This is a genomic window from Cellulomonas sp. NEAU-ZC6 (assembly GCF_056844425.1).
Map to the genome: position 1 here is coordinate 127,069 of NZ_JBXFYH010000001.1, position 25,408 is coordinate 152,476.

General features: G+C 76.7%; 19 protein-coding genes. 13 read left to right on the forward strand and 6 right to left on the reverse strand.

The genetic code is table 11. The features are described from left to right. The first annotated feature begins 87 nt into the window (after nucleotides 1-87). The 5 genes from AC1050_RS00570 to AC1050_RS00590 are packed head-to-tail and all read left to right on the forward strand — an operon-like array spanning nucleotide 88 to nucleotide 7,060. Nucleotides 88-1,563, forward strand: a complete 1,476-nt coding sequence (locus AC1050_RS00570; RefSeq protein WP_482385441.1) for a DUF3375 domain-containing protein — start codon at nucleotides 88-90, stop codon at nucleotides 1,561-1,563. Continuing rightward, complete coding sequence (locus AC1050_RS00575; protein WP_482385442.1) at nucleotides 1,556-2,428, forward strand: DUF4194 domain-containing protein; 873 nt, start codon at nucleotides 1,556-1,558, stop codon at nucleotides 2,426-2,428. Before AC1050_RS00570 ends, AC1050_RS00575 begins: the two co-directional genes overlap by 8 nt. Further along, nucleotides 2,425-5,799, forward strand: coding sequence for an ATP-binding protein (locus AC1050_RS00580; protein ID WP_482385443.1), 3,375 nt, complete (start codon nucleotides 2,425-2,427; stop codon nucleotides 5,797-5,799). Before AC1050_RS00575 ends, AC1050_RS00580 begins: the two co-directional genes overlap by 4 nt. After that, nucleotides 5,796-6,344: an adenylyl-sulfate kinase gene (locus tag AC1050_RS00585; RefSeq protein WP_482385444.1), complete on the forward strand. Its 549-nt coding sequence runs from the start codon at nucleotides 5,796-5,798 to the stop codon at nucleotides 6,342-6,344. The genes AC1050_RS00580 and AC1050_RS00585 overlap by 4 nt, the downstream gene beginning before the upstream one ends. A gap of 26 nt (nucleotides 6,345-6,370) precedes the next feature. After that, a complete protein-coding gene (locus tag AC1050_RS00590) occupies nucleotides 6,371-7,060 on the forward strand; it encodes a M23 family metallopeptidase (protein ID WP_482385445.1) in 690 nt (229 codons plus the stop codon). A 149-nt stretch (nucleotides 7,061-7,209) separates the two neighbouring features. On the opposite strand, the gene AC1050_RS00595 is transcribed toward AC1050_RS00590, so the two are convergent. Both AC1050_RS00595 and AC1050_RS00600 read right to left on the reverse strand, forming a co-directional pair. Next, entirely contained in the window at nucleotides 7,210-8,478 is a 1,269-nt protein-coding gene (locus tag AC1050_RS00595; protein ID WP_482385446.1) for an MFS transporter, read from the reverse strand. An 84-nt stretch (nucleotides 8,479-8,562) separates the two neighbouring features. Beyond that, nucleotides 8,563-9,582 carry a LacI family DNA-binding transcriptional regulator gene (locus AC1050_RS00600; RefSeq protein ID WP_482387208.1) on the reverse strand — a complete coding sequence of 340 codons (1,020 nt, stop codon included), beginning with the start codon at nucleotides 9,580-9,582 and terminating at the stop codon, nucleotides 8,563-8,565. 137 nt (nucleotides 9,583-9,719) lie between these two features. On the opposite strand from AC1050_RS00600, the gene AC1050_RS00605 reads away from it, so the two are divergent. Further along, the gene (locus AC1050_RS00605; protein WP_482385447.1) at nucleotides 9,720-12,170 is read left to right on the forward strand and encodes a glycoside hydrolase family 31 protein; all 2,451 of its coding nucleotides are present in this window, start codon (nucleotides 9,720-9,722) and stop codon (nucleotides 12,168-12,170) included. A gap of 170 nt (nucleotides 12,171-12,340) precedes the next feature. Here the strand turns inward: AC1050_RS00605 and AC1050_RS00610 are convergent, their stop codons facing one another. Next, on the reverse strand, nucleotides 12,341-13,219 hold the full coding sequence (locus tag AC1050_RS00610) for a hypothetical protein (RefSeq protein WP_482385448.1): 879 nt from the start codon (nucleotides 13,217-13,219) through the stop codon (nucleotides 12,341-12,343). Next, nucleotides 13,216-15,366, reverse strand: a complete 2,151-nt coding sequence (locus AC1050_RS00615; protein WP_482385449.1) for a hypothetical protein — start codon at nucleotides 15,364-15,366, stop codon at nucleotides 13,216-13,218. The genes AC1050_RS00610 and AC1050_RS00615 overlap by 4 nt, the downstream gene beginning before the upstream one ends. Before the next feature lie 178 nt (nucleotides 15,367-15,544). On the opposite strand from AC1050_RS00615, the gene AC1050_RS00620 reads away from it, so the two are divergent. Continuing rightward, entirely contained in the window at nucleotides 15,545-17,878 is a 2,334-nt protein-coding gene (locus AC1050_RS00620; RefSeq protein WP_482385450.1) for a DNA/RNA non-specific endonuclease, read from the forward strand. A gap of 110 nt (nucleotides 17,879-17,988) precedes the next feature. Then, the gene (locus AC1050_RS00625) at nucleotides 17,989-18,804 is read left to right on the forward strand and encodes an SDR family NAD(P)-dependent oxidoreductase (protein ID WP_482385451.1); all 816 of its coding nucleotides are present in this window, start codon (nucleotides 17,989-17,991) and stop codon (nucleotides 18,802-18,804) included. On the opposite strand, the gene AC1050_RS00630 is transcribed toward AC1050_RS00625, so the two are convergent. After that, nucleotides 18,801-19,628, reverse strand: a complete 828-nt coding sequence (locus tag AC1050_RS00630) for a glycoside hydrolase family 16 protein (RefSeq protein ID WP_482385452.1) — start codon at nucleotides 19,626-19,628, stop codon at nucleotides 18,801-18,803. The two genes, AC1050_RS00625 and AC1050_RS00630, sit on opposite strands and share 4 nt — an antisense overlap. 99 nt (nucleotides 19,629-19,727) lie before the next feature. Here AC1050_RS00630 and AC1050_RS00635 point away from each other — a divergent pair, with 99 nt between their 5' ends. The 3 genes from AC1050_RS00635 to AC1050_RS00645 are packed head-to-tail and all read left to right on the forward strand — an operon-like array spanning nucleotide 19,728 to nucleotide 21,998. Then, the gene (locus AC1050_RS00635) at nucleotides 19,728-20,075 is read left to right on the forward strand and encodes a DUF8129 domain-containing protein (protein ID WP_482385453.1); all 348 of its coding nucleotides are present in this window, start codon (nucleotides 19,728-19,730) and stop codon (nucleotides 20,073-20,075) included. Between the two features lie 26 nt (nucleotides 20,076-20,101). Further along, nucleotides 20,102-20,338, forward strand: coding sequence for a hypothetical protein (locus AC1050_RS00640; RefSeq protein WP_482385454.1), 237 nt, complete (start codon nucleotides 20,102-20,104; stop codon nucleotides 20,336-20,338). A 7-nt stretch (nucleotides 20,339-20,345) separates the two neighbouring features. Further along, nucleotides 20,346-21,998 (forward strand): RecQ family ATP-dependent DNA helicase, encoded by a 1,653-nt coding sequence (locus tag AC1050_RS00645; RefSeq protein WP_482385455.1) that lies wholly within the window; start codon nucleotides 20,346-20,348, stop codon nucleotides 21,996-21,998. A gap of 19 nt (nucleotides 21,999-22,017) precedes the next feature. On the opposite strand, the gene AC1050_RS00650 is transcribed toward AC1050_RS00645, so the two are convergent. Beyond that, nucleotides 22,018-22,476 carry a universal stress protein gene (locus AC1050_RS00650; RefSeq protein WP_482385456.1) on the reverse strand — a complete coding sequence of 153 codons (459 nt, stop codon included), beginning with the start codon at nucleotides 22,474-22,476 and terminating at the stop codon, nucleotides 22,018-22,020. Nucleotides 22,477-22,582: 106 nt separating this feature from the next. Between AC1050_RS00650 and AC1050_RS00655 the strand changes: the two genes are divergently transcribed. Together AC1050_RS00655 and AC1050_RS00660 are read left to right on the forward strand one after the other, a co-directional pair. Next, on the forward strand, nucleotides 22,583-23,824 hold the full coding sequence (locus AC1050_RS00655) for a hypothetical protein (protein WP_482385457.1): 1,242 nt from the start codon (nucleotides 22,583-22,585) through the stop codon (nucleotides 23,822-23,824). A 298-nt stretch (nucleotides 23,825-24,122) separates the two neighbouring features. Further along, the gene (locus AC1050_RS00660; protein WP_482385458.1) at nucleotides 24,123-25,397 is read left to right on the forward strand and encodes a M15 family metallopeptidase; all 1,275 of its coding nucleotides are present in this window, start codon (nucleotides 24,123-24,125) and stop codon (nucleotides 25,395-25,397) included. The last annotated feature ends 11 nt before the right edge of the window (nucleotides 25,398-25,408 follow it).

Sequence of the window (25,408 nt, forward strand, 5' to 3'; positions counted from 1 at the left end):
AGGGCGCCGGTACCCGCGTGGACCCGCCGGTACCGGCCTGGGGACGCGTGCCGGGGGACCCCCGCTCGTCACCTACGCTGTCCGGCGATGATCACTCGTGCCGAAGGGGCGTACCTGGGCGCCGTCCGGGCGTTCCAGAACCCCATGCTGGACCTGCTCCACAAGCGGCACGCCCCGCTCGTCGTGTCCCTGCTCTCCGTGGTGTTCACCGCCGAGCGCCCGCAGGTGCCGGTCGCCGACGCGCACACCGAGGTCGGCGACGCGCTCGACCAGCTCCGGGCCGCCGGGTACGACGACGACCTGCCCGTCGGGACCGCGCGCGACCTGTGCCGGCAGTGGACCGACGCCGGCTGGCTGGTCCGCCAGGTGCAGGACGACGACGTCGAGGTCTACCGGCTGTCCGCGCACGCCGTGGGTGCCCTCGAGGTCGCCGGCCGTGCGGGCGGGGTGCGGTCGAAGGTCTCGCAGTCCCGGGTGCGCACCCTGCTGGACGCCGTGGGCCGGCTCGCCGAGGACGCCGACCCCGACGTGCTGATGCGGATGGCGCGCCTGGACGCGGAGATCGCCCGGCTCAGGGCCGAGCTCGACCGGGTCCAGCGCACCGGCACGGTGGAGCCGGTCGGCGAGGACCAGCTGCTGGAGGAGGCCGAGAACGTCCTGCACCTGGTGCGCGAGCTCCCGGCCGACTTCGCCCGCGTCGCCGAGTCGATCAAGGCCATGCAGCGCGACGTCGTGACGGCGCTGCGCCAGGACGAGCGGCCCACGGGCGCCGTGCTGCGCGAGTACCTGGACCGCGGCGAGCACGTCATGGAGTCGACGGCCGAGGGACGGGCGTTCGCGGGCGCGCTGCGCCTGATCGGCGACCCGGACCGCCTGGACCAGCTCGCGAACCAGCTCGACGTGGTGCTGCGGCACCGGTTCACGCGGCGGCTGCCCGCGCAGCAGCGCACCGAGCTGCAGGAGATCGGCCGGCGCATCGAGCAGGGCCTGGAGCAGGTGTTCACCGCCCAGCGCGAGGCCTCGTACGTCATCACCGCGCAGGTGCGGAACCACGACCCGCTGCGGGACCGGCAGGTCGACGAGCTGCTGCGCGACGTGATGAGCGGCCTGCAGGCCTGGGTGCCCGACGCCCGGCGCGGGCAGGCCGTCGAGCCGCTGCACCGGCTCCCCGTGGCCGAGGTCGAGCACCTGCGCCAGACCGCCGGCGACCTGCGCCCCGCCGAGCCGCCGAACCCGCTGACCGAGTGGGACGACGACGACCCCGCCGGGCCGCAGGACGAGGCCCTGGCCTGGGGCGGCCCGCACTACGCCGACCTCGGCCGGCACCTGGCCCGGTACGCCGACGGGCACGAGGGCGTGGACGTCGCTGCCGCGTTCAACGCCGCCCCCGACCTGCTGCGGCGCCCGGTGGACCTGCTGGGCCTGCTCGAGATCGCGCACCAGCGCGGCATGGTCGAGACCGACGAGGTCGCGTTCGTCGACGCCGTGCGACCGGACGGCAGCCGCCGCCGGTTCGCCTTCGGCGCCGTGACGACCCTGACGAAGGATGCTGACGATGAGTGACACGCCCACCACGGCCCCCGCCCCGGAGGACGTGGACGCGTTCATCGCGCCCGTCTCCATGGAGGAGGACCCGGCCGAGCTGTTCGCCGGCGACTCCGGCACCCTCGACGCCGACGTCCGCCGCGTCCTGGTCCGGCTGCTGCAGCGCCGGTTCCTGCTGGCCGACCGCAACGCGGCCCAGTGGCGCACCCTGCTGGACAACCAGCAGGTGATCGAGTCCCGGCTGCACGACCTGTTCGTGCACCTCGTGGTCGACCACGAGCGCGGCGTCGCCTACAAGAAGCAGGTCCGCTCCGCCGAGCTCGACGTGCCGGTGCTGCTCCGCGACGAGTCCTACACCCGCGCCGAGACCCTCGTGCTGGTGTACCTGCGATCCGTCTTCCAGCGCAGCCAGGGTGCCGGCGAGACGTCCGTGCGCGTCGACGTCGAGGAGATCGAGCAGACCGCGCTCACCTACTTCGACCCCGACGACACCAACATCGCCGCGCGCCAGCGCGAGATCCGCACCGCCGTGGCGCGCCTCGCCAAGGAGGGCCTGGTCGAGGAGGAGTCCGAGGGGCGGTTCCGGATCACCCCGCTGGTCGAGATCGTGCTCAGCAACGAGCGGCTGGTCGAGCTGCGGGAGTGGCTGCGCGAGCAGGTGCGGACCGGCGGCCAGCCTGTCCTGACCGAAGCCGTCGAGGACGTGCCCGACGCGGAGCAGGCCGACGGACCCGGCGGGGAGGAGCCCGGGACCCCGGCCGAGGACCTCGGCCCGACGCTCGAGGAGGCCGCGGCGCTCGCGGACGACGCCGAGCCGGACCAGCCCGCGGAGCCCGCTGAGCCCGCCGACGAGACCGAGCAGACCGAGGAGGTCGCGCGATGACGATGGTCGACACCCTGTTCGGGCTCATCCCCGCCGCGTCGACGGGCCAGCAGTGGGTCGCCCGCGACCTGCAGCTGGTCAACTGGGGCGGGTACGACGGCCACCACCGCGTCCGGCTCGCGTCCACGGCCACGCTGCTGTCCGGCGGCTCCGGCTCGGGCAAGTCCACGCTGATGGACGCCTACATCGCGCTGCTGATGCCGCACACCACGCCGTTCAACGGCGCCTCCAACGGCGGCGTCGTCGGCCGCCCGCGCGGCAAGGACCAGCGCAACATCCTGTCCTACGCCCGCGGCAAGCTCGACGAGTCGCGCACCGACGAGGGCACCCGCGAGCGGGTGCTGCGCGGCGACGGCCGGGACACCTGGTCGGCGATCGCGATGACCTGGGCCGACCAGGCCGGGCGCGAGTTCACGGGCGTGCGGGCCTGGTACGTGCCGTCGGCGGCGCGCACGCTGGAGGACGTGGTCGCGGTGCGCGCGACCGTCGACGGCCCGGTCGACCTGCGGGAGCTGGAGCACGCCGCCGCCGACCGGTTCGGCCGGTCCGCGCTGGTCGCCGCCGGGCTCACCCCGTTCGACACGGACCGCGAGTTCACCGCGCGGCTGCACTCGACCCTCGGGATCGGCGCGACGGGCGACGGCACCAAGGCCGTCGCGCTGCTCGGCCGCATCCAGGCGGGCCAGCAGATCACGACGGTCGACGCCCTCTACAAGGCGATGGTCCTGGAGGAGCCGAGCACCTTCGCCACGGCCGACGCGGTGGTCGAGCAGTTCGACAAGCTCACCGGCACGCGCGAGCAGATGATCACCGCGCGGCAGCAGGTCACCGCCCTGGAGCCGATCCGCGGGCACCGTGCCGCGGCGGACGAGGCGACGGCCCGGCTCGAGGTGATCGACCGGGTCGGCGGGTTCGACGACGCCGGCTCTCCCGCGGCCCTGTGGCGGCACGAGCGCCGGCTCGGGCTGCTGCGCGCCGTCGAGGAGGAGCTGCAGCGCGGGCACCTGCAGGCCGAGCGCAAGGCGGTCGAGACGACCAGCCGGATCGCCGCCGCGCGCTCGGAGCTCGAGGGCGTCCGGGAGACGCTGTGGTCCTCCGGCGGCGACCGGCTGGCCACCGCCCAGCGCGAGCTGACCGCCACCCAGGAGAAGCTGGACCGGGTGCGGCGGGCGCGCGCCCGGCTCGACGACCTGCTGCTGAGCGCGCTCGGCATCGCCGTGCGCACCGAGGCCGAGTTCGACGAGCTCGCCGAGCGCGGTCGGGCCGTGCAGCGCGACACCGACGCCAAGGCGGCGGCGCGCGAGGCGTTCGGCGCGGCGATGTCGGAGAAGAAGCAGGCCGGGCTCGACCTCGCCGACCTGCGCGCGGACCGTGCCGCCGTGGCGCGCCGCCAGGACAACATCCCGGGCGACCTGCACCGCGCCCGGGCGGCGCTGGCCGAGGCGGCCGGGCTCACCCCGGAGCAGCTGCCGTTCGTCGCCGAGCTGGTCGAGGTCCGCACCGAGCACGAGCCGTGGCGCGAGGCGTTCAACCTGGCCCTCGGCGGGTTCGCGACGCTGCTGCTGATCGACTCCGCGCACCTCGGGGCGTTCCGCAAGGCCATCGACGCCGTGCCCACCGGGCGGCGGATCCGGTTCGAGGGCGTGCCGACCGGGCTGGCGTCCGACGTCGCCCTGGACGCGCGGACGCTGCCCGGGCGCCTGGACTTCCGCACGGGGCCGTTCACCGGCTGGCTGCGCAGCGAGCTGGCCAGCCGGTTCGCGTACGTCTGCGTCGACACCACCGGCGAGCTCGCGCAGCACCCCAAGGCGCTGACCCGGTCGGGCCAGGTGTCCGAGGGGCGCCGTGGTGCGCACGGCGGCCAGGGCCGCGCCAACGTGCTGGGCTTCACCAACACCCGGCGGCTCGCCCTGCTCGACGAGCAGATCGCCGCGGCCGAGGAGCGGCTCGCCGTCGCCGAGCGCAAGGTCGTCACCGCCGACCGGGACCTCGACTCCCGGGACGTCGAGGTGCGCGCCTACGAGCAGATCGACGCGATCAGCTGGGACCAGGTCGACGTCGCCGCCGTCGAGGCCGAGCAGGCACTGTGGCAGCAGGTGGTCGAGGACGTCACCGCCGGCAACCCCGAGATCACCCGCCTGCAGCGGCGGACCACCGAGCTCGAGACGTCCATCCGCGCGCTGACCGAGGAGGTCGGCCGGACCAAGGGCACCGCCGAGGGCCTGGGGTCGCGCTGGTCGGCGATCTCCGACGAGGTCGACGTCGCCCAGCAGGCGATCGACGACGCGCAGGACAGCGGCACCGTCGTGGGCCCGGACCAGCAGGCGTACCTCGACGCGCTGCTGGGCGGGCGTGGGCTGCCGGACGGGTCGCCCGACGTGCCGCCGGCGGCCGCGCTCGCCGCGTTCGACGACACCGTGGCCCGCGCCAACGAGCTGCTGCGGGCCGACCGGCAGAGCGCCGAGCGGACCGTCGACGCCGCCCGCACCGCGCTCGTCCGGACCTTCGAGACGTTCGTCGAGCGCTGGCCGGACCCGAACCTGGGCACCGACCCCGACGGCGCCTACGCGGACTTCGAGCGCATCCTCACGTCGCTGGAGACCAACGGCCTGCACGAGCTCGAGGCCGACTGGCGCAAGAGCCTGCTGCGGCTGTCCGGGAACGACCTGACGGACCTGCACCACGCGCTCGGCCGGTCGGTGCGCGAGATCAAGGAGCGGATCCGCCCGGTCAACGACATCCTCGCCGACCTGCCGTTCGCGGACGACGAGCACCGGCTGCGCATCGACGCCCGGGACACCCAGTCGACCGTCGTGGCGCGGTTCCGCAAGGAGCTGCGCGACCTGCAGGAGGTGCTCGCCACCGAGGCCACCGACGCCGAGCGCGAGCGCCGGTACCACCGGATGGCCAAGGTCATCGACCGGATCCGGCGCACCGCGCCCGACTTCGCCGACCTGGTCGACGTGCGCCGCCACGTGCGGCTCAGCGCCGAGAAGGTCGACCTGGACGGTCAGCACGTCGCGCTCTACGACCACATCGGGGAGAAGTCCGGCGGCGAGTCGCAGGAGCTCGTGGCGTTCATCGTCGGGGCCGCGCTGCGGTACCAGCTGGGCGACGCCGGGGCCGAGCGGCCGCGCTACGCCCCGGTGTTCCTCGACGAGGCGCTGATCAAGGCCGACGCACGGTTCACCGGCCGCGCCATCGGGGCGTGGCGCGGGCTCGGGTTCCAGCTGGTGATCGGCGCGCCGAACGACAAGTTCAGCGCGCTCGAGCCGCACGTCGACCTCAAGTACGTCGTCCTGAAGGACACGGCCGGCCGGTCGCGGACCAAGGCCGTCGCGGGGGTGGCGGAGGCGGGCGCGGAGGCGTGACCGGGGCCCTGGTGCCGCAGGTGCTGCTCGTGGCGGGCCGGTCCGGCGCGGGCAAGTCGTCCGTCGCCTTCGAGGTCTCCGACCGCTGGGCGCGCGCGGGGCTCGCGCACTGCCTGGTCGACGGGGACAACCTGAGCGCCGCGTACCCGAAGCCCGCCGGCGACCCGCACGGCAGCGCGCTGACGGAGGCGAACCTGCGGGCCGTCTGGGCGACCTACGCCGCGGCGGGGTACCGGCGGCTGGTCTACGTCAACACGGTCAGCGTGCTGGAGCGGGAGCTGATCACCCGGGCCCTGGGCGGCCGGGCCGAGATCAGCGGCGTGCTGCTCACCGCCTCGGCCCGCACCGTGCGCGACCGCCTGGGTCCGCGGGAGATCGGGTCCGCGCTGCGCGAGCACCTGGACCGCAGCGCGGCCGCGGCGGAGCGCCTGGATCGGGCCGCGGGACCGTGGGTGACCCGGGTGCCGACCGACGGGCGGGACGTGGTGGACATCGCCGCGGACGTCGCGGCGGCGTCGGGGTGGGAGCCGGCCCTGGACCGCTGAGCCCGGCGCCGGGGAGACTCGGCTGCGTGCCGCAGCGCCCGGTCGTGGTCGACCTCCCGTTCGACGGCCTGTGGCGCGTCCGGAACAGCCCGGCCCGCCGCGTGCCCAGCCACGGGACGCACTTGCTCGCCAGCACCTGGGCGATCGATTTCGTCGGGGTGGACGTCCGCGGGCGCACCGCGTCGTCGGCCGGCTGGCGGGCGGCCCTGGCCACCGAGCCGCCGGAGGGCTTCGTCGCGTTCGGGCGCCCGGTGCTGGCGCCGGTCGGCGGCACCGTCGTCGCGGTGCACGACGGCGAGCCCGATCACGCGGCGCGCCGCTCCCCGCTGACCCTGGCGCGGTACGTCCTCGGGCAGGGTGGGCGGCTGCGGCAGGGCGTCGGCGCGATCGCCGGCAACCACGTGCTGGTCGCCACCCGGGCCGGGGACGCGGTGGTCGCGGTGGTGCACCTGCGCGCCGGGTCGGTGCGCGTCGGCGTCGGGCAGTCCGTGGTCGCGGGGGAGCAGCTCGGCTCCTGCGGCAACTCGGGCAACTCGACCCAGCCGCACGTGCACCTGCAGGCGATGGACGGCGCTGACCTGGGCGTGGCGCGCGGCGTGCCGGTGCTGTTCCGCGCGTTCCGGGAGCGTCGCCGCGCCGCGGACGAGCCGGTGCTGCGGACCGACGCCGTCCCGGCCGAGGGCTCGGTCGTGGAGCGCGTCCCGCCCCCGCGCTGAGACGCCCCCGCGCCGAGGCGCCCCCCGCCGAGATGGCACTCCGCTCCTGCGACCAGCCCCTCCTGCGCAGGCCGGGAGTGTCATCTCGGCGGGGCCGCGTGCGAGCGCGGCGCGGCCGGGTGAGGTCGGCCGGACGACGCCGGGCGGGCTCAGGCCGGGTCGGCGACGTCCTCCTCGGCGAGCGGGGCCGGCGCCTCGTCGGCGTGCGCGACGTGCCGGAGCTGCCCCCAGATGAGCACCACGAACAGCGCCGACCCGATCGCGGCGAACCAGAACGGCGCGGTGACGCCCCAGTGCTCGGCGAGCGTGCCGCCGATGGCCGACCCGACGACCAGCCCGCCGAACACGCCCACGGTGTTCACGCTGCCGACGCGCCCCTGGAGCGCGACGGGCACCGCGCGCTGGCGGATCGTCACCGACGTGGTGCCCCAGATGAAGGCGTGCGCGCCGAACACGAAGAAGATGCCGACCGCCACCCAGGCCTGCCGGGTCAGCGCCAGCCCGAGGTGGGTGAGCGTCTCGACGACCAGCCCGATGCGCATCAGGTTGCCGAGCGACACCCGCCGGGTGATCCAGCCGTACGCGGGGATCGCCACGAGCCCGCCGGCGGCCATCACGGTGGTGAGCAGGCCGTAGCCGATCTCGCCGAGCCCGAGGCGCTGCGTGGCGTACAGCACCAGGACGGACCAGGCGGCGCCGAACGTGATGTTGAAGATGAAGATGGTCAGCACCAGCGTCCGGACGGCCGCGTGGTGCATGGCCCACCGGAAGCCCTCGGCGATGTCGCGGCCGATGTGCCGGCGCGGCCCCGGGTCCGGCTCGCGCGCCGGGAGCGCCATCCGGGCGACCAGCAGCGCGGCCGCGGCCACGACGACGGCCTGCGCCGCGAACGGCCACAGGGCGCCGAGGGCGAACAGCGCGGCACCCAACGGCGGCCCGGCCAGCTGGTTCACGGTGATGAAGCCGGTCTGCACCCGGGCGTTCGCCACGACCAGGTCGTCGCGCGCGACCAGCATCGGCAGGAAGGTCTGCGTCGCGTTGTCGGCGAAGACCTCCGCCGTGCCGAGCAGGAACATCGCGGCGAGCACGAGGGCGATCGACTCCTGCCCCGTGCCGATCGTGACCGCCAGCGCCGCCAGGACCAGGGTGCGCACCGTGTTCACCACGATGACGATCCGGCGGCGGTCCCACCGGTCGGCGAGCGCGCCGGCGAGCAGCCCGAACAGCAGCAGCGGCAGCCACTGCAGCGTGGCCGCCAGGGCCACCAGGCGCGCGTCCTCGGTCATCGACGCCACGAGCAGGGGAGCGGCGGCGATCGCGATGCCGTCGCCCAGGTTGCTCACCCACGACGACGCCAGGAGCCACCGGAACGGCACGCCGAGGCGGCGCGGGACGACGGTCTCGACGAGGTGGCTCACAAGGGCGAGATGCTAGTCGCCGGGCGTCGCGCAGCGTCGCGTCATCCCGTGCGCCGCACTGCCCGGCCGCCGGCCCGGGCGGGCTCAGGCCCGCGGCGCCGCCACGGTCTCCCGCGGCACCAGCTCCACCGGGAGCGTCGTGCGCGGCGGAGCGCCGTCCGCGGTGCCGGTCGTGCCGGTCATCACCTGCGTGAGCAGCTCCACCGCCGACCGGCCCTTGGCGCGGACGTCCTGGCGGACGGTCGTGAGCGTGGGGGTGAGGTGCCGGCACTCCGGCAGGTCGTCGAACCCGACGACCGAGACGTCCTCCGGCACCCGGACCCCCGCGCCGAGCAGCCCCTTGAGCAACCCGATCGCGAGGATGTCGGCGGTGCAGAACACCGCGGTGGGGAGCTCCGGCGCGGCCAGCAGCCGGGTGGCGGCCTCCAGGCCCGCCTCGAACGAGCTCGTGGCCGTCCGGAGGACCAGGTCGTCCTGGACGCCGTGGTCGTCCAGCGCCGCGCGCCAGCCGCGGTACCGGTCCGCGATGACGCCGCCGGCGGCGGGGTCGGGGCCGACGAACGCCGTCCGGCGGTGCCCGAGCCCGGCCAGGTGGTCGCCGGCCAGGCGCCCGCCGCCGACGTCGTCGACCCCGACCGTGGCGAACCCGTCGTCCCCGGTGTCGTCGGCGGTGTCGACGAGGACCATCGGCACGCCCGACAGCCGCCGCAGCTCGGCCACCTGCGGTGCGAGCACCCCGAGCAGGATCGCGCCGTCGACGTTCCACGTCCGCAGGTTGCCCGCGGTGGTCACGACGTCCTCCGCGGCGTGGATCATCAGGTGCCTCCCCGAGCGGCTGACCCAGCGCTCGACCTCGCCGACGAGCTCGGAGTCGTGCGGGTTGGCCAGCGCCGGCCGGTCGCCGCCCCCGCGGTAGACCAGGGCGACGATGCCCGAGCTGCGCGCGGACAGGGCCCGCGCCGCGCCGTCCGGCACGTAGCCCAGCCGGGCGATGGTGTCCTCGACCAGGCTCACGGTGGCGGGGGAGACCCGGCCGCGCCGCCCGTTCAGCACGTTGGAGACGGTCATCGCGCTGACGCCCGCGGCCCGCGCCACGTCCCGCATCGTCGCCACGGCCGCCCCCTCGTCCCCAGATCTGGCGGAGCCGATTGGCCCGGCAGCGGGCCCGAGGCTAGCATCGCAGCCGCGAGGTATAGCGGTAAACCACAATGACGTCGTCGACCCACGGAACGAGGCACCCGGTGACCGAGCGCGCCACCCCGACCCGACCGACCGAGCCCGCGGCGACGGCCGCCGCGGCGGACCCGGCGGCGGTGGTCACGGGGCCCGGCTACCGGGTGACGGTGCTGACCAGCCGGCTGCTCCGGCTCGAGCACCGCGCCGACGGCTCCTTCGAGGACCGGCCGACCCAGCTGGTGCAGCGCCGCCTGTTGCCCGTCCCGGACTTCACCGTGCGCCAGGACGAGCACGGCCTGGAGCTGTGGACCGAGCACCTGCAGCTGCGCTACGACGGCGGGCCGTTCACGCCCTCCGGTCTCAGCGTGTCGATGCGCACCCGCGCGCAGGCGGGCCACGTCACGCAGTGGCGGTTCGGCGACCCGGCCGAGGGCGTCCGCGGCGGTAACCTCAGCGGCACCGCACGGACGCTCGACGACGTCGACGGCCGGACCGACCTCGGCACCGGGCTGCTGTCCCGCGACGGCTTCGCGGTGGTGGACGACTCGGCGTCGCTCGCGCTCGACGCCGACGGGCGCCCCGTGCCGCGCGACGGCGCGGGGCACGACCTCTACTTCTTCGGCTACGGCCTCGACCACGCCGCCGCGCTGCGCGACTTCTTCGCCCTCACCGGGCCGAGCCCGCTCGTGCCCCGCTGGGCGCTCGGCAACTGGTGGAGCCGGTTCCACCGCTACGACGAGGCCGAGTACCTGGCGCTGATGGACCGCTTCGCGGCCGCGGGCGTGCCGCTGTCGGTCGCGGTGCTCGACATGGACTGGCACCTGGTCGACATCGACCCCGCGCTGGGCAGCGGCTGGACGGGATACACCTGGAACACCGAGCTGTTCCCCGACCCCGCCGCGTTCCTCGCCGAGCTGCACCGCCGTGGCCTCCGGGTGGCGGTCAACGTGCACCCGGCGGACGGCGTGCGCTCGCACGAGGCCGCCTACGCGGACGTCGCGCGGGACCTCGGCCTGGACCCGGCCGAGGGGCTGCCGGTCGCGTTCGACATCACCGACCCCGCGTTCACGCGCACCTACCTGGAGCGGCTGCACCACCCGCACGAGGAGATCGGCGTCGACCTGTGGTGGCTGGACTGGCAGTCGGGCGCGACCTCCCGCATCCCCGGCCTCGACCCGCTGTGGATGCTGAACGACGTGCACTACCGCGACTCCGGCCGGGACGGCCGCCGGCCGCTGACGTTCTCCCGGTACGCCGGGCTCGGGTCGCACCGGCAGCCGATCGGTTTCTCCGGCGACACGTACGCCACGTGGGAGTCGCTGGCCTTCCAGCCCGAGTTCACCGCCACCGCGGCCAACGTCGGGTACTTCTGGTGGAGCCACGACATCGGCGGGCACTTCGGCGCGACGTTCGACCCCGAGCTGATGGTCCGGTGGTTCCAGCTCGGCGCGCTCTCGCCCGTCAACCGGCTGCACTCGTCCAGCGACGAGTTCGTCGCCAAGGAGCCGTGGCGGTTCGACCCGGTGGCGGAGCGCGCGATGACCCGCGCGCTGCGCGCCCGGCACGCGCTGGTGCCGTACCTCTACTCCGCCATGTGGACCGCCCACACCGAGGGCGTCGGCCCCGCGCGCCCCATGTACCACGACCACCCCGAGGAGCCCGAGGCCTACGAGGTGCCGGGCCAGTACCTGTTCGGTCCTGACCTGGTGGTCGCACCGGTGACCACGCCCGCCGAGCCGGCCTCCGGGCTGGCGACCGTCGAGGCGTGGCTGCCCCCGGGCGACTGGTACGACGCCGTCACCGGGCGCCGCTACGCGGGCGGTCGCCGGCTGCGGATGCACCGCGGGCTCGACGCCGTGCCCGTGCTCGCCCGGGCCGGCACCGTGCTGGTGCTCGCGACCGACCCGATGGCCGACGTCTCCCGGACCCCGGACGCGCTGACCCTGCGCGTGTACCCGGGCGAGGGCGGTGCGGCCGTCCTGCTGGAGGACGACGGGGGTGCGGCACCGGAGCCGCAGACCACCCGGGTCGGATGGGAGCCGTCGGGCCCGGACGGCGTGCTGCTCACCGTCGACCCGCCGTCGGGCCCGGGTGCGCGCACCCGCCGGCGGCTGCGCCTCGAGCTCGTCGGCCTGGTCCCCGGCCCCGACGCGACCGCGACCACGAGCACGACCGCGGGCGGCGGCGCGGGCCGGGCCGTCGCCACCGCGCTGCTGCCGGCACCGGAGGGCTCGACCAACCGGGCGGACGCGCTGCCGCTCGGCACCGTCGTCGAGCTGGGCGACGTCGACCTCGCCGCCGGTCTGCGCGTCGCGGTGACGGGGCTCGTGCCGCGGCCGCGCGACCTGGCGCGCGAGGTGGCGGACCTGCTCGACCCGATGCGGATCCCCGTCGCGCTCAAGAACCGGACGCTCGCCGCGGCACGCGCGACCGAACCCGCGCTGCTGCCCGCCGCGTGGCACGCGCTCGGCCTGCCGGACCCGGCGCTCGGGGCCCTGCTGGAGCTGCTCGGCTGAGGGCGACGCCGGGGCACTCTGCGGCGTGACGGTGCTCCGCGCCCGGACGTGCCCCGGGCTCGGGTGTGCGCCTCCCTCGGGTGCGCGCCTCGCTCGGGTGGGCACCCCTCTCGAAGGTCGCCTTGCTCAGGCGGACTCAGCGTCCAGGCGCGCGTCTGGCTCACGCCCGTTCAGGCGTGCACCGCGTCGAGGATCGTGGCGGCCACGCGCGGGTCCGACAGGTAACCGGAGATGCCGTGCTGGTTGGACGTGGGGTTGTCGACCTTGTCGTAGTTGTCCACCCGGTCCACGCCGAACCAGGGGGCGGTCAACGGGTGCAGCGCGACGATGTCCTGCGGGTCCAGCGCGTTGAACCAGGTCCCGACCGGCTCCGGCCAGGACAGCGGTCGCAGCGTGCGCGCGATCGTCGTCACGGCCAGCGGGGAGCCGAGGGTGACGAGCAGCGGCACCTTCCAGCCGCGCGCCGCCGCCTCGCGCCGCAGCAGGTTGTACGCGACCACCGTGCCGAGCGAGTGCGCGACGACCACGGCCTCGTCCGTGCCGTCCAGCGCCTGGCGGACGCCGTCCTCGATGGTGTCCCGGACCCGGACGTTGTTCAGGTACTGGTAGACGTCCCGGGTGGCGAGCGCCACCGACCAGGCGCTCACGTTCGGCAGCCTGTCCAGGGCGGTGAGCGTCGCGCGCACCCAGCGCCAGTTCAGCGGTCCCCGTTCCACGACGTCCTCGCCGACCTCGGCCAGCACGTCGGCCTCCCGCACCCCGGCGTGCTCGGCCATCTCGAGCAGGGCGGCGCGGACGAACTCGTCCTCGGCGGTCGGGCCGTCCTCGGACCCCCGGACGACGACCTCGGCCGCGTGCTCGGGATCGCCGGAGACCAGGTCGTACAGCGTCTGCCCGTAGTAGGGCAGCCGGACCCGGTCGTCCGGGAGGTCCAGCCGCCGGCCGACGTGGTGGGCGCCCACGTCCAGGGCGGACAGCCACTCCTGCTTCACCGCGAGCGGTTCCTTGTGCTCCTGCGCACGGCCGTGCACCAGCACCAGCGTCCTCATGACGACTCCTCGGGTCGGTCCGGCGCGGTCGCGGCGACGGCCGCGACGACCCGCGGCGCGTCGGCCGCGGCGAACAGGGTCCAGTGCGACGGCAGCCGGGCCGGGAAGGCGAGCGCCGCGTCCCGCACGGCGGCAGGTGCTCCCGGTAGCAGCGCCCAGCCGCGCGCGAGCAGCGGGACCGGCGTGAGCAGGCCCGCCCACGGTCCCGCCGTGCTGCTCGTGGCCACACGGGGCGCACCTCGGCCTCCCGGACCGTCCGCGTGGGCCGCACCGCCCGGACGGCCGGGAGCGCCCAGCCGGCTCGGACGGCCCAGCCCGTCCGGCCCGCCCGGATTGTCCACGTCCGGGCCGCCGGCGAGCAGCAGGACGTCGAACAGGCGGGCGGCGGGACCGTCTCCTCGCGCCAGCGCCGCCAGCTCGGCACGGCGGCCGCGGTCGTGCAGGTCCCACGCGCGGTAGACCGCCTCGAGCGGGTCGGCGGCGAGGTCCGGGTCGTCCTCCGGGGGGTCGTCCCGGGTCAGCCCGAACCGGGACCAGGCCGCCGTCAGGGCGCGACGGGCGAGGGGATCGGCGGCACCCGACCGCCCGACGGCGGCGACACCGGCTCGAGGCTCGTCGGGGCCGGAGCCGTCCGTCCCGGCGCGCGCGAGCGCGCAGTCGACCAGGTGGCCGTCCTCGACCGTGGCGAGGGTGATCCTCCCGGGCAGCGTCGGGAGCACCGCGCAACCGCCCGAGGCCAAGGTGACCACGGCCGCGGTGGACGTCACCTGGTCGACCCGCACGACCTCGTCACCGTGCACCACCACCGGCGGGCCGGCCAGCACCGCGACCTCGAGCTCGACGTCTCCGGCGCCGACACGGCCACCGGTGCCGCCCGCGTCGGTGCCGCCGACACCACCCCCGGCCGACGGCAGCCAGGCGCCGACCGCGAGGCTCGCGGCCAGCCGGTCCGCGGCGGCCGCGACCGTGGCGTCGCGGGTGAGGGCGGCGACCGGGGTGGCCGGGGTGCGCGCGGCCGCCTCGCCGCTCGAGGTGCCGACGACGGCCGGCGGTGGCTGCGGAAGAGCGCCGTCCGGCACGAAGAGCTCGGTCTCGGCCGACTCCGTCGTCCCCGCCGACACCCCCGTCCCTGCCGACACCCCCGTCCCCGCCGACACCCCCGCCCCCGCCCCCGTGGGCAGCCCGGCCTCCGCAGGCACCCCGGCCCCCGCCGGCACCCGGGCTCCGGCCGGCCACGGCTCGAGCCGTGACAGCCACGCGACCGTCGGGTCCGAGGACAGCCGGGCGTCCGGCGTCTGCGCGAGGTCGAGCGGCGCGTGCATCGCGGTGAGCCGGTCAGCGACCAACGACGGCAGCGCGCGCTTCAGGGGCCACGGCTGCACCAGCCCGTAGGCCGCGGCGGGGCCGTCGCCACCTGTCACCAGCGCGGGGTGGTCCCCCCGCAGGGCAGCCACCAGCACGGTGGTGAACAGCGCCTGGTAGGCGGCACCCGAGGTGGCGGGGTCCTTGACCTCGTAGGCGGGGTCGCCGAGCGCGCACGCGTAGAACACGTCGACCGCCGCCGCCGGTCCGCGCGGCGGCAGGTTCGGGACGACCGCCACCCCCTGGACGCTCAGCTCCTGCACGGTGCTCGCAGCGGTGCGGCACGCGTCGGACACGAGCACGACGTGCCGCACGGGCAGCCGCTCCGCGTACCAGGACGTGAGCGAGACGTTCACGGCCTGGCTCCCGTCCTCGGGCGCGCCCGGCAGCAGCCAGAACTCGGCGTTGCCGGTGTTGATGCCGTGCCCGCTGAAGTAGACGACCAGCTGGTCGACGTCGCCCCGGTCGAGCAGGCGGCGGACCCCCGCCAGCACGTCTCCCGTCGTGACGGTGCCGCCGTCCGTGTCGGCGAACGTGAGCACCAGGTCGTCGGGCACTCCCTGCAGCGCCGCCCAGTCCCGCACCGCGGCCAGTGCCCCGGGGACCGCCTGCAGCTCCGGGAACCGGCCGCCCGTCCGGGCGACGCCGATCAGCACCACCGCGCGGACCACGCCCGGCTCACCCGCCCCGTCGGGCGCGGGCGCGGGTGCGGGTGCGTCGGACGCGCGTGCGGTCGGCCATGCGGACTCCGTCGTCCCGTGCTCGTGGTCCTCCGAGTGGAGCACCGGCTCCGGTGCCCGTCAAGAGACCGTGCGCAGCGGGTCTGGTGCCGGCCGTGGCGCACTGCTAGCGTCACATTTGTCCGCATTGCGACACAGTCGTCGGGCGGGGACCGGGCAACGGCGCCCGCTCCCGTCCGGCATCCGCCCGCGTCCCGCGACGGGGCGTCCTCGAGGCCGCACCGTGATCGACCGGCTCGAGGGGGCCGAGGCCATGGACACCGTCGCCGCACCGGGTGGCTCGACCGCACTGTCGGCTCGTCTGCGGGAGCAGGAGGACTACCAGCACGCCTTGGCCGCCCGGCGCGCGCAGCAGCGGGCCGCGGAGCGCGCGCCGACGATGGACCAGCTGGACGGCGGCGAGATGGTGGGCGCCAACGACCCCGTGCGGCTGGCGCGGCGTCTGGACCGGGTGAGCCGGTTCCTGACCGGTGCCGACCCGGACTCGGTGCCGGACGACGCCGCGCCCGCCAGCCTGGTCGCCGACGCCGCGGCGCGGCTCGCCCTGCCGCAGACGCCCGAGGTGCTCCTGGAGAAGGTGATCAACCAGCCGGACTTCCTGGCCGTCCGGTACCTGGAGGGCGGGCACGTCGCGCAGCGCACGGTGGGCCGGGTGGTGATCCGCGGGTCCGACGGGCGGGTGGCCGGGTACGGGACGGGGTTCCTCGTCTCGCGGCACCTGCTGCTGACCAACCACCACGTGCTGCCCTCGTCCGACGTGGCCACCGGCAGCGCGCTGGAGCTCGACTTCCAGCGGTCGCTCGACGGCGCGCTGCTGCCCGTGGTGGAGCTGCGGTTCGACCCCGCGCGGTTCTTCGTCGCCGACCAGGCACTGGACTTCGCGATGGTCGCGGTGGCGGGCTCGCCCGCGAGCACGGCGCCCTACGGCTGGTGCCGGCTGACCGACGCGCAGGGCACCGTGGTCGTGGGGGAGTGCGTGACGATCGTGCAGCACCCGCGGGGCCGCGAGAAGGAGGTCGTGCTCCGCGAGAACAAGCTGGTCGACATCCCGGAGCAGGTGCTGCACTACGTGACCGACACCGAGCCGGGGTCCTCGGGGTCGCCGGTGTTCAACGACCAGTGGGAGGTCATCGCCCTGCACCACGCGAGCGTCCCCGACGCGCAGGCGCGCACGGCGGGCGCGAGCGGCACGACCGGTGGCGGCTTCCTCAACGAGGGCATCCGGATCAGCAGGATCCTGCGGCACCTGGAGGCCGCCGACCTGGACGTCGAGGGCCGGGCGCTCGTCGCCGAGCTCGGCACGGCCCCCTCCCCGCACGGCGGCCGGGGTGCCGGGGCCTCGGTGCCGTACGGCGAGGAGCGTCGCCCCGCGCCCGACGCGCCCGACGCGCCCGACGCGCCCGACGCGCCCGACGCACCCGACACGCCCCACGAGCCCGGCAGCACCGACGGCGGCACCGACGGCAGGCCGCCCGGGCACGGCGCCGCGGTCGCGCCCGTGACGGTGCAGATCCCGCTGCGCCTGACGGTCTCGGTCACGCTCGCGCAGGCCGACCACGACGGCCCCGCCGGGCGCCAGGCTCCCGCGCAGCCGGCCGCGCCGCAGCCCGCACCGCCCCGCCCGGGCGCGCACCAGGCCGGTGCGCCGCACGACGGCCACCGCCCCGACCCCGCACCCGGAGCCCCGGCACCCCCCGACGCCGTGCGTCCCGGCGCCGCACCCCCCGGAGTGTCCGAGGCCCTCGCGATCGACCCCGACTACACGACGCGCGGCGGCTACGACCCCGGGTTCCTCGGCACCGCGCTCCCGCTGCCCGGCGTCGGGTCCAACGCCGCCGTCGCCTCCGCCGAGCTCCGGTACCACCACTTCAGCGTCGTGGTGCACCGCACCCGACGGCTCGCGCTGTTCACGGCGGTGAACATCGACGGCGGCCGGACGGACGCGCTGCTCCGGGGCGACGACCGGTGGATCCTGGACCCGCGGCTGCCCCGGGACGAGCAGACCGGCGCGGCGGTCTACGCGGACAACGCGCTCGACCGCGGGCACCTGGTCCGGCGGCTGGACCCCGCCTGGGGCCCGCTCGCGCGCGCGGCGAACGACGACACGTTCCACTACACGAACTCGGCGCCCCAGCACCACGCGTTCAACGCGGGCTCGACGCTGTGGCTGGGGCTGGAGGAGTACGTGCTCGGCACCGCCCGCCGGGACCGCCTGCGGGTCAGCGTGGCCAGCGGACCGGTCCTGGCCCCGGACGACCCGCCGTACCGCGGGGTGCTGCTCCCGCGGCAGTTCTACAAGGTGGTCGCGGTCGTCGACGCGGCGGGGTCCCTGGTCGTGACCGGGTACGTGCTCGGCCAGCACGCGTTCCTGCCCGGCGTGCTGACCGAGGCGGCGTTCGGCGCGTACCGGACGTTCCAGGTGCCGGTGGCGATGATCGCCGCGCTCACCGGGCTCGACCTGGCGCCGTACGTCGCGGCGGACCCGCTCGGGGCCGTCGAGGCGACCGTGGCCGCGCACGCCCTGACCACCTACGCGGACATCGTGCTGGCTCCCTGACCCGCGGCGCAGCGGCCCCACCGGTGGCGGGCCCGCGCGCCTCGACCTAGCGTCCCCGGCGACGGGTGCGGCACCTCGCCCGTCGCCACCGGAGGGAAGAGGCACGCGCCATGACCGACGAGAGCACGCAGCCCGAGCAGACCACCCTGCGACCCCTGGCCGTCGTCACGGGCGGGTCCAGCGGCATCGGCCTGGAGCTGGCACGCCGGTTCGCCGAGGAGGGCTTCGACCTGGTCGTCGCCGCCGACGAGCCCCAGATCACGCTCGCGGCCGACGCGCTGTCGGCGGCGGGCAACGCGGTGCAGGCCGTGCAGACCGACCTCGGCACGGCCGAGGGCGTGCAGGCCCTGGTGGACGCGGTGCAGGCGACCGGCCGCCCGGTGGACGCGCTCGCGCTGAACGCCGGCACCGGCGCGGGCGGGGCGTTCGTCGAGACGCCGCTGGAGGGCGACCTGCGCGTGATCGCGGTCGACGTGGTCGGCACGGTACGGCTCGCCAAGGCCCTGGTGCCGGCGATGGTCCGCCGCGGCGCGGGCCGGGTGCTGGTCACGTCGTCGACGGCCTCGCTGATGCCCGGGCCGTACTACGCGACCTACGCCGCGTCGAAGTCGTTCGTGCAGTCGTTCGCCGAGGCGCTGCGGCACGAGCTCGACGACTCCGGCGTCACCGTCACCGCGCTGCTGCCCGGCCCGACCGACACGGCGTTCTTCGCCCGCGCGGGCATGGAGGACACCCCGGTCGGCCGCGGTCCCAAGGACGACCCGGCGGACGTGGCCGACCAGGCGTTCGAGGCGATGATGGACGGCAAGGACAAGATCGAGGTCCGCTCGCTCAAGACGAAGATGCAGTCGGCCGCGGCCGCGGTGCTCCCGGACCGGGCCAAGGCGGCCGTGCACGCGGCGTTCACGAAGCCGGACGACGCCTAGGTCGTCCCGCGCACGCGCGTCACCACCAGCTCCGGGACCGCGGGGCCGTCGGGCGCGTGCGGGAGGTCGGGGAAGTCGAACACCGCGAGGATCAGCTGCACGGGGTAGTCGGGCGCCTGGTCGAGCTCGCGCGTCACGGTGCCGTCCACCTCGAAGGCGAGCGACCCGCGACGCCACTCCACGGCGTACGTGTGCGGCTCGGCCACGTCGAGCGGCATCCGCGGCGCGGAGAACTGCTCCCGCAGCGCCGGGTCCCGGAACGGGTGCACGCCCGAGCCGACGGCGCCGGTCGGCGTGCCGTCGGGGCCGGGCGCCAGGGTCTCGCCGAACACCTCGACCAGGCAGATCTCGCCGCTGCGCTCCGGCACGTCCTCGATGCCGACCAGCCACGCGGAGAACATGGACCCGGGACCGATCGTCGCCCGGCAGGTCACCTCGACCCGGCCGTGGTGGGGCGTGTACGCCCAGCGCGCCGGCTGCTGCTCGCGCACGCGCTGCCCGGGCCGGAACGGCTGCTGCCCCTGCGTGCTGCCGACGGGCCCCGACCAGCTGCCGCTCTGCGCCGCCGACACCCGCAGCGGGGGCGTGTGGTCGCCCGGGCACCAGACCGGGTGCTCCGGCGGCACGCTCAGGTGCAGGCCACCGGGACCGGTGCGGGCGTGCGCGGCGGCCGCGGACCGCGAGCTCCAGGCCGGCAGGTACGCCATCGTCCAGCCCCGGTCCTCGGGCGGTGCCGCGAACCGCTCGTCGACCATGCGGGGCCCGGGCGGCGAGGGCGGGACCGACGACGGGGCGGGTGCGGCGGGCGGGTCGGTCGTGACCATGGCTGATGGTAGGCGCGGGCCCTGCTCCGGTGGCAGGCCCCGGCGGCCCGTCCTAGCGTCGGAACCTGCGCCCGACACCCACGACACGCAGGAGGTTCGATGAGCACCGACGACGTCCGCCGCGAGGACCTGCCGATCCCGGACTACGACCACCTGCCGATCGGCTCGCTGGGCCACCGGGTGCGCAGCCTGGAGGCCGAGGAGCTCGACGTGCTCCGCCGCTACGAGGAGGCGCACGCCAAGCGCCCGCTCGTGCTGCAGATCCTGGACCACCGGCTGCTCGACCTGGCCGAGGGCCAGCGCCCGTCCGGCGGGGACGCGAGCGCGCCGGCCGCGGAGACCGCGCCGCCGCCGTCCGCCGGCGGCACCGTGTCGCCGCAGACCTCCGGCCCGCCGCAGAACCCGCCGTCGCACGGCGTCCCCACCAACCCCGCCCAGCCCCGCTGAGCATCCGACCCCCCGAGAGGCCTCCCGTGACCGACGCCCGCAGCACCACCGACGACTTCGAGCGGACCCGCGCGTCCGAGGAGCAGCCGCCGCGGCCCCCCGCGGGCCGGGTGCTGCTGTTCGTCGTCCTGCTCGTCCTGTTCCTCGGCGGATTCGGCCTGATGGCGCTCGCCGTCGAGAGCGCGTCGATCACGATCTTCAGCCTGGGGATCCTGGCGTCGGGCGGCGCGTTCTTCCTCGGCATGCACCGGCCGGAGCGCTGAGCCGCTGGTGACGACGCACGACGACGGGCCGGCGTCGGCGACCGGCCTGGACGACGCGGTGCGCCGCGTGCTCGGACCCGGCGCCGAGCTGCGCGAGGCGCAGCGGGACGCCCTGGACGGCCTGCAGGAGCACGACACGCTGCTCGTCGCCCGGTCCGGCGCCGGCAAGACCGCGGTGTACGCCGTCGCTACCCTCCTGAGCGGGCGGCTCACGGTGGTGGTCTCGCCGCTGCTCGCGCTGCAGCGCGACCAGGTCGAGGGGCTGCGCGAAGCCGGCCTGCGGGCCGAGGCGGTCAGCTCCGCCCGGGGCGCGGCCGCCCAGCGCGCCGCGCTCGAGCGGGCGGCCGCGGGCGACCTGGACGTCCTGGTGCTCGGACCCGAGCAGCTGGTGCGGCGCCCGGTGGTCGAGGCGCTCGACCGCGCGCCGGTGGGCCTGGTGGTGGTCGACGAGGCGCACTGCGTCAGCGAGTGGGGCCACGACTTCCGCCCGGACTACGTGCACGTCGCGGGCACGGTCGAGCGCCTGGGCCGACCCCGGGTGCTCGCGCTGACCGCGACCGCCTCGCCGCAGGTGCGCGAGGAGGTCGTCGAGCGGCTCGGGATGGTCGACCCCCGGGTGCTGGTGCACGACGCGGACCGGCCGAACATCTGGCTCGGGGCGCACCACGCGGCCACCCCCCGGGAGCGGGACGACCGGGTGGTCGCCCTGGTGGCCGGGCTCGCCGCCGACCCCGGCGGCGCCGGGCTGGTGTACGCACGGACGCGCGCGCACGTCGAGGAGCTCGTGGCCGCGCTCGAGTCCGCCGGGCTGCCCGCGCTGGGCTACCACGCCGGGCTGCCGGCGAGGGAGCGGGCCCGGGTCGAGCGGGCGTTCCTGCACGGCGAGCACGACCTGGTGGTCGCGACCAGCGCGTTCGGGATGGGCGTCGACCGGGCGGACGTGCGGTTCGTCGTGCACGCCGGTCCGCCGACGTCGCTGGACGCCTACTACCAGGAGGTCGGGCGGGCCGGCCGGGACGGCGAGCCCGCGCGGGCGGTGCTGGTGTCCCGGCCGGACGACTTCGGGCTGAACCAGTACCTCCGCTCGGGCGGCGTGCCGCGGCGGGCGACGCTGGCGACGGTGCTCGACGCCGTCCGGGCGCTCCAGGACGACCCCGCGGCGGACCAGGCGGCGCTGGTCGCCGCGAGCGGCCTCGCCGCGCGCACGGTGTCCCGGGCGCTCGGCGTGCTGCTCGACACCGGTGCCGTGGTGCGCGAGGACGGTGCGCTGCGGGCCACGGGGCTGTCCGCGCAGGCGGCGGCGGCCACCGCCGCCCGGCGGCAGGAGGAGCGCGCGACGGTCGAGCGGTCGCGCGTCGAGGTGGTGCGCACGTACGCCGACACGACCGACTGCCGGCGCCGGCTGCTGCTGGAGCTGCTGGGGGAGCCGCACCCGCAGCGGTGCGGCACGTGCGACAGCTGCGACGCCGGCACCTCCGTCGAGGTGGCGGACGCGCCGCTGCGGCCCGGCCAGCCGGTCGAGCACGCCGAGTGGGGCGCCGGGCAGGTATCCGTCGTGGAGGAGGACCGGGTCACCGTGTTCTTCGCCGAGCGCGGCTACGTGACCCTCGACACCGCGGTGGCGTGGGAGTCCGGGCTGCTGCGGGCGGCGTCCGCCTGAAGTGGCCCCCGCGCCGGGCTCAGGGCACCACGGTGACCGGCCAGCGCGCGTTCCGCACCAGGCGGACCGCGAGCGAGCCGGCGATGCGGTGCCCGAGGCCGCTCGACGAGCCGACGACGACCCCGTCGGCGCGCACCTCGTGCGCCGTCTCGGCGAGCACCTGGTACGGGTCGCCCGTCCGAACCACCAGGTCCACCGGGACGCCGCCGGCGTGCGCGAGCGCCCGGGAGTCGCGCAGCATCCGCTCGACGTCGTCCTGGTGCCGGACGGCAGCGGCGCTCGCCACGCCGGTGCTGTCCATCATCGACGCCAGCCCGCCGCCGGGCTCGCGGACGTAGACGACAACCAGGCGGCTGCCCTGGCGGCGGCAGACCCCGACGGCGTACGCGGCCGCCCGCAGCGAGGCGTCGGAGCCGTCCACCCCGACCACGACGGCGCTCGGGCCGTCCCGGCCGATCTCGAACCCGTGGCCGGTCACCCGCCACCCGTCCTCTCGCGCCCGTCGGCTGCCCCCGTCCGCCCAGGCTATCGCCCTGCCGGGGCGCTCGTGGTTCGCTGGACCCCGCCCGAGCAGAGGAGGCGACGTGCCGGACGTGACCGGACCCGACGAGGTCGCGGAGCTGGCCGCGGCCGCGGTCCCGCTGTACGCCGTCGCCCCCGGCGAGTTCACCGCGGCCCGCACCGCGGCGGTCCGCGCGGCGCGGCAGTGGGACCGGGCGCTCGCCACGGCGGTCGGTGCGCTGCGCAAGCCGTCGGCCGCGGCCGCGGCGGTCAACCTGCTGGTCCGCGAGCGCCCGGACGACCTGCAGCGGCTGCTGGACCTCGGCGTCCGCCTGCGGGAGGCGCAGGCCGCCCTGGCCGGCGCGGACCTCCGGGCGCTGCACACCGAGCAGCAGCGCACCGTCGGCGAGGTCGCGGAGGTGGCGGTCGGGCTGCTCGCCGGTGCCGGCGGGACGGCCGGTGCGGCGGTCCGGGGGCAGGTCGAGGCGACCCTGCGCGCGGCGATGGGGGACCCCGGCGCCGCGGCCGCCGTCGCGACCGGCCTGCTGACGCGCGACCTGTTCTCCTCCGGGTTCGAGCCGGTCGAGGTCGACGGCGCGGTGGCGGTGCCCGACGCCCCGCCGCTGGCCGGCGCCCCGGCGCGCCGGACGCCGCTGCGTGCCGTCCCGGAGCCCGTCCCGGACCCCCCGGACGCGGGGACGGGCGAGGACGGCACGTCGACCGGCCGCCGGCGGCGCGGACGCCTGATCACGACGGAGGAGCCGGACCGGCCGCTGCGCGCCGCGGAACCGCCCGGGCCGCCCGCGTCGGGCGGGACGGCCCGTCGGCGCGGCCGGGTCGTCACGTCCGACGACGCCGGCGGCGCGGGCGCCGGGGCGGCCCCCTCCAGGCGGGCAGCCACGGCGCGGGACCGCGCTCGCGCCGAGCGGGAGGAGCGCGCCGAGCAGGAGCGGGCCGCGCGGGAGCGCCGTGCCGAGCAGGAGCGCGCGGACCGCGAGCGCCGCCGCGAGGCCGCCCGCCGCAGCGCCGACGAGGACGTCGCCCTGGCCCGGCGGGAGACGACCGAGCGGGCCGCCGAGCGGGACGCCGCCGAGCAGCGGCTCACGGCTGCGCAGGAGCGCGCCGCGGAGCTGGCCGGCACGATCGAGCGCGCCCAGGACGAGATCGCCCGGCTGCGGGCGGCGCTGGCCGACGCCGAGCGGGAGGCGCGGGAGGTCGGCCTGGAGGTGCGGCACGCGCGGTCCGCGCGCTCTACGGCGGCGAAGGCGGCCGAGCGTGCGGCGTCCCGGCTCCGGGACGCCGAGGCCGCCCGCGAGCGGCTCTGAGGCAGCACCGCCGGCTGTGACGCACGCCACCCGTTCGCGTTGACACCCCGCGGGGGCCTTCTTACGCTGGCAGGACGGCACGCCCCGGACGGTCGGGGCGCCCGTGGCGACGTCGGGTCGACGCAGACCCGTCGCACCGGCAGCGTCCCTCGTCCGGACGCGGCCTCGACGCCCGGGATCTGACGGACGTCGACGTCGCTCCCGTGCGCGGTCCGCGCCTCCCGTCGCGGGGCTGGGTCCTCCCGGCGGTCGCGCCCGTGCGGGACCAGCGACCCGCGCCGTCGTCAGGAGCACCGCGATGCAGGGAGCGCCCCGCCGTCCCCGCCACCGGCGGCGCGGCCGGGCGCACCTGGGACGCGGTGCCGCCGTCGTCCGGGCCGGCGGCCGCGGGGCCGTCGTCGTCGGGGTCGCGCTGCTGCTGGGCGGCGGCTGGGCGGGGGCCGGCGCCGGAGACGCGGCAGGTGGCACGGCGAGCAGCGCCGGCTCCGGCAGCACCCGGGCGACCCCGCTGCCGTTCTCCGCGGACCGGACCGCGGCGGCCGACCGAGCGCGCTGGGACGCCCGCGCGGCGGCGGAGGAGGCGGGCCTGACCGCCCAGTCGCTCGCCGTGGCCCGCGCCGCGCTGGACGCCGCGACCGGCGTCGAGGCGCTGCGCGTGTCGCCCGAGCCGCCGGCGGCGCTGGCCGACCTGGACGCCGCGGTGCTCCGGCTGCGCGTGGTCACCGGGACGCTCGGGATGGGCGCGGCACCGGTGCCGGTCGCGCGCGAGGTGGTGACGGCGCCCGACGCCGTCCCGGCACCCGACGGCCTGTCCGGCGCACCCGCCGCCGAGCCAGCGGCTCCAGGCGCCGACGTACCGGCTGCCGTCCCCGTCACCCCGGTCGTCGCCGCGACCGTGCCCGACCGCGTGACCGCGGCGGCGGACGTGCAGGCGGCCTCCGCCGCGGTGTTCCGCCTGGCCCTCGCCGTCGAGCGCAGCGTCCCGGTCGTCGTGACCGACCACCCGGCCGCCGACGTCGCCGGGCTGGCCGAGCTGGAGCGTGCCGCGCAGGCGGCGGTCGCGGAGGCGGCGGTGGTGCCGACGGGCGCGGACCGCGCCCGGTCCTCGGGCCGGGACGGCGTGGTCGCCGGCCCGCTGCGCGCCGACGGCACCGTCGACCCGGCGCTGCTCTGCCCGGTGCCGTTCGCGCCCGGCGCCCTGCTGCGCTGCGACGCCGCCGAGGCCCTGACCCGGCTGAACGAGGTGTACCGCGCCGAGCACGGTACGGACCTGCCGGTCGGCGGCACCTACCGCACCTACGACGAGCAGGTCCGGCTGAAGGCCGCGAAGGGCGGCCTCGCGGCGCACCCCGGCACGTCGCACCACGGGTGGGGCGTCGCGGTCGACTTCAGCGGGTTCGGCGGCGTCGGCCAGTTCGACTCCCCGCGGTACCGGTGGATGGTCGCGCACGGTCCCGCGTACGGCTGGGTGCACCCCGCGGCGATGGGCCCGGGCGGCGCCGGACCGCACGAGCCGTGGCACTGGGAGTACGCCGGTCCGGCCGGTGACGTCGCGTCGTCCGCCGCGGACTGACCCGGCACCCT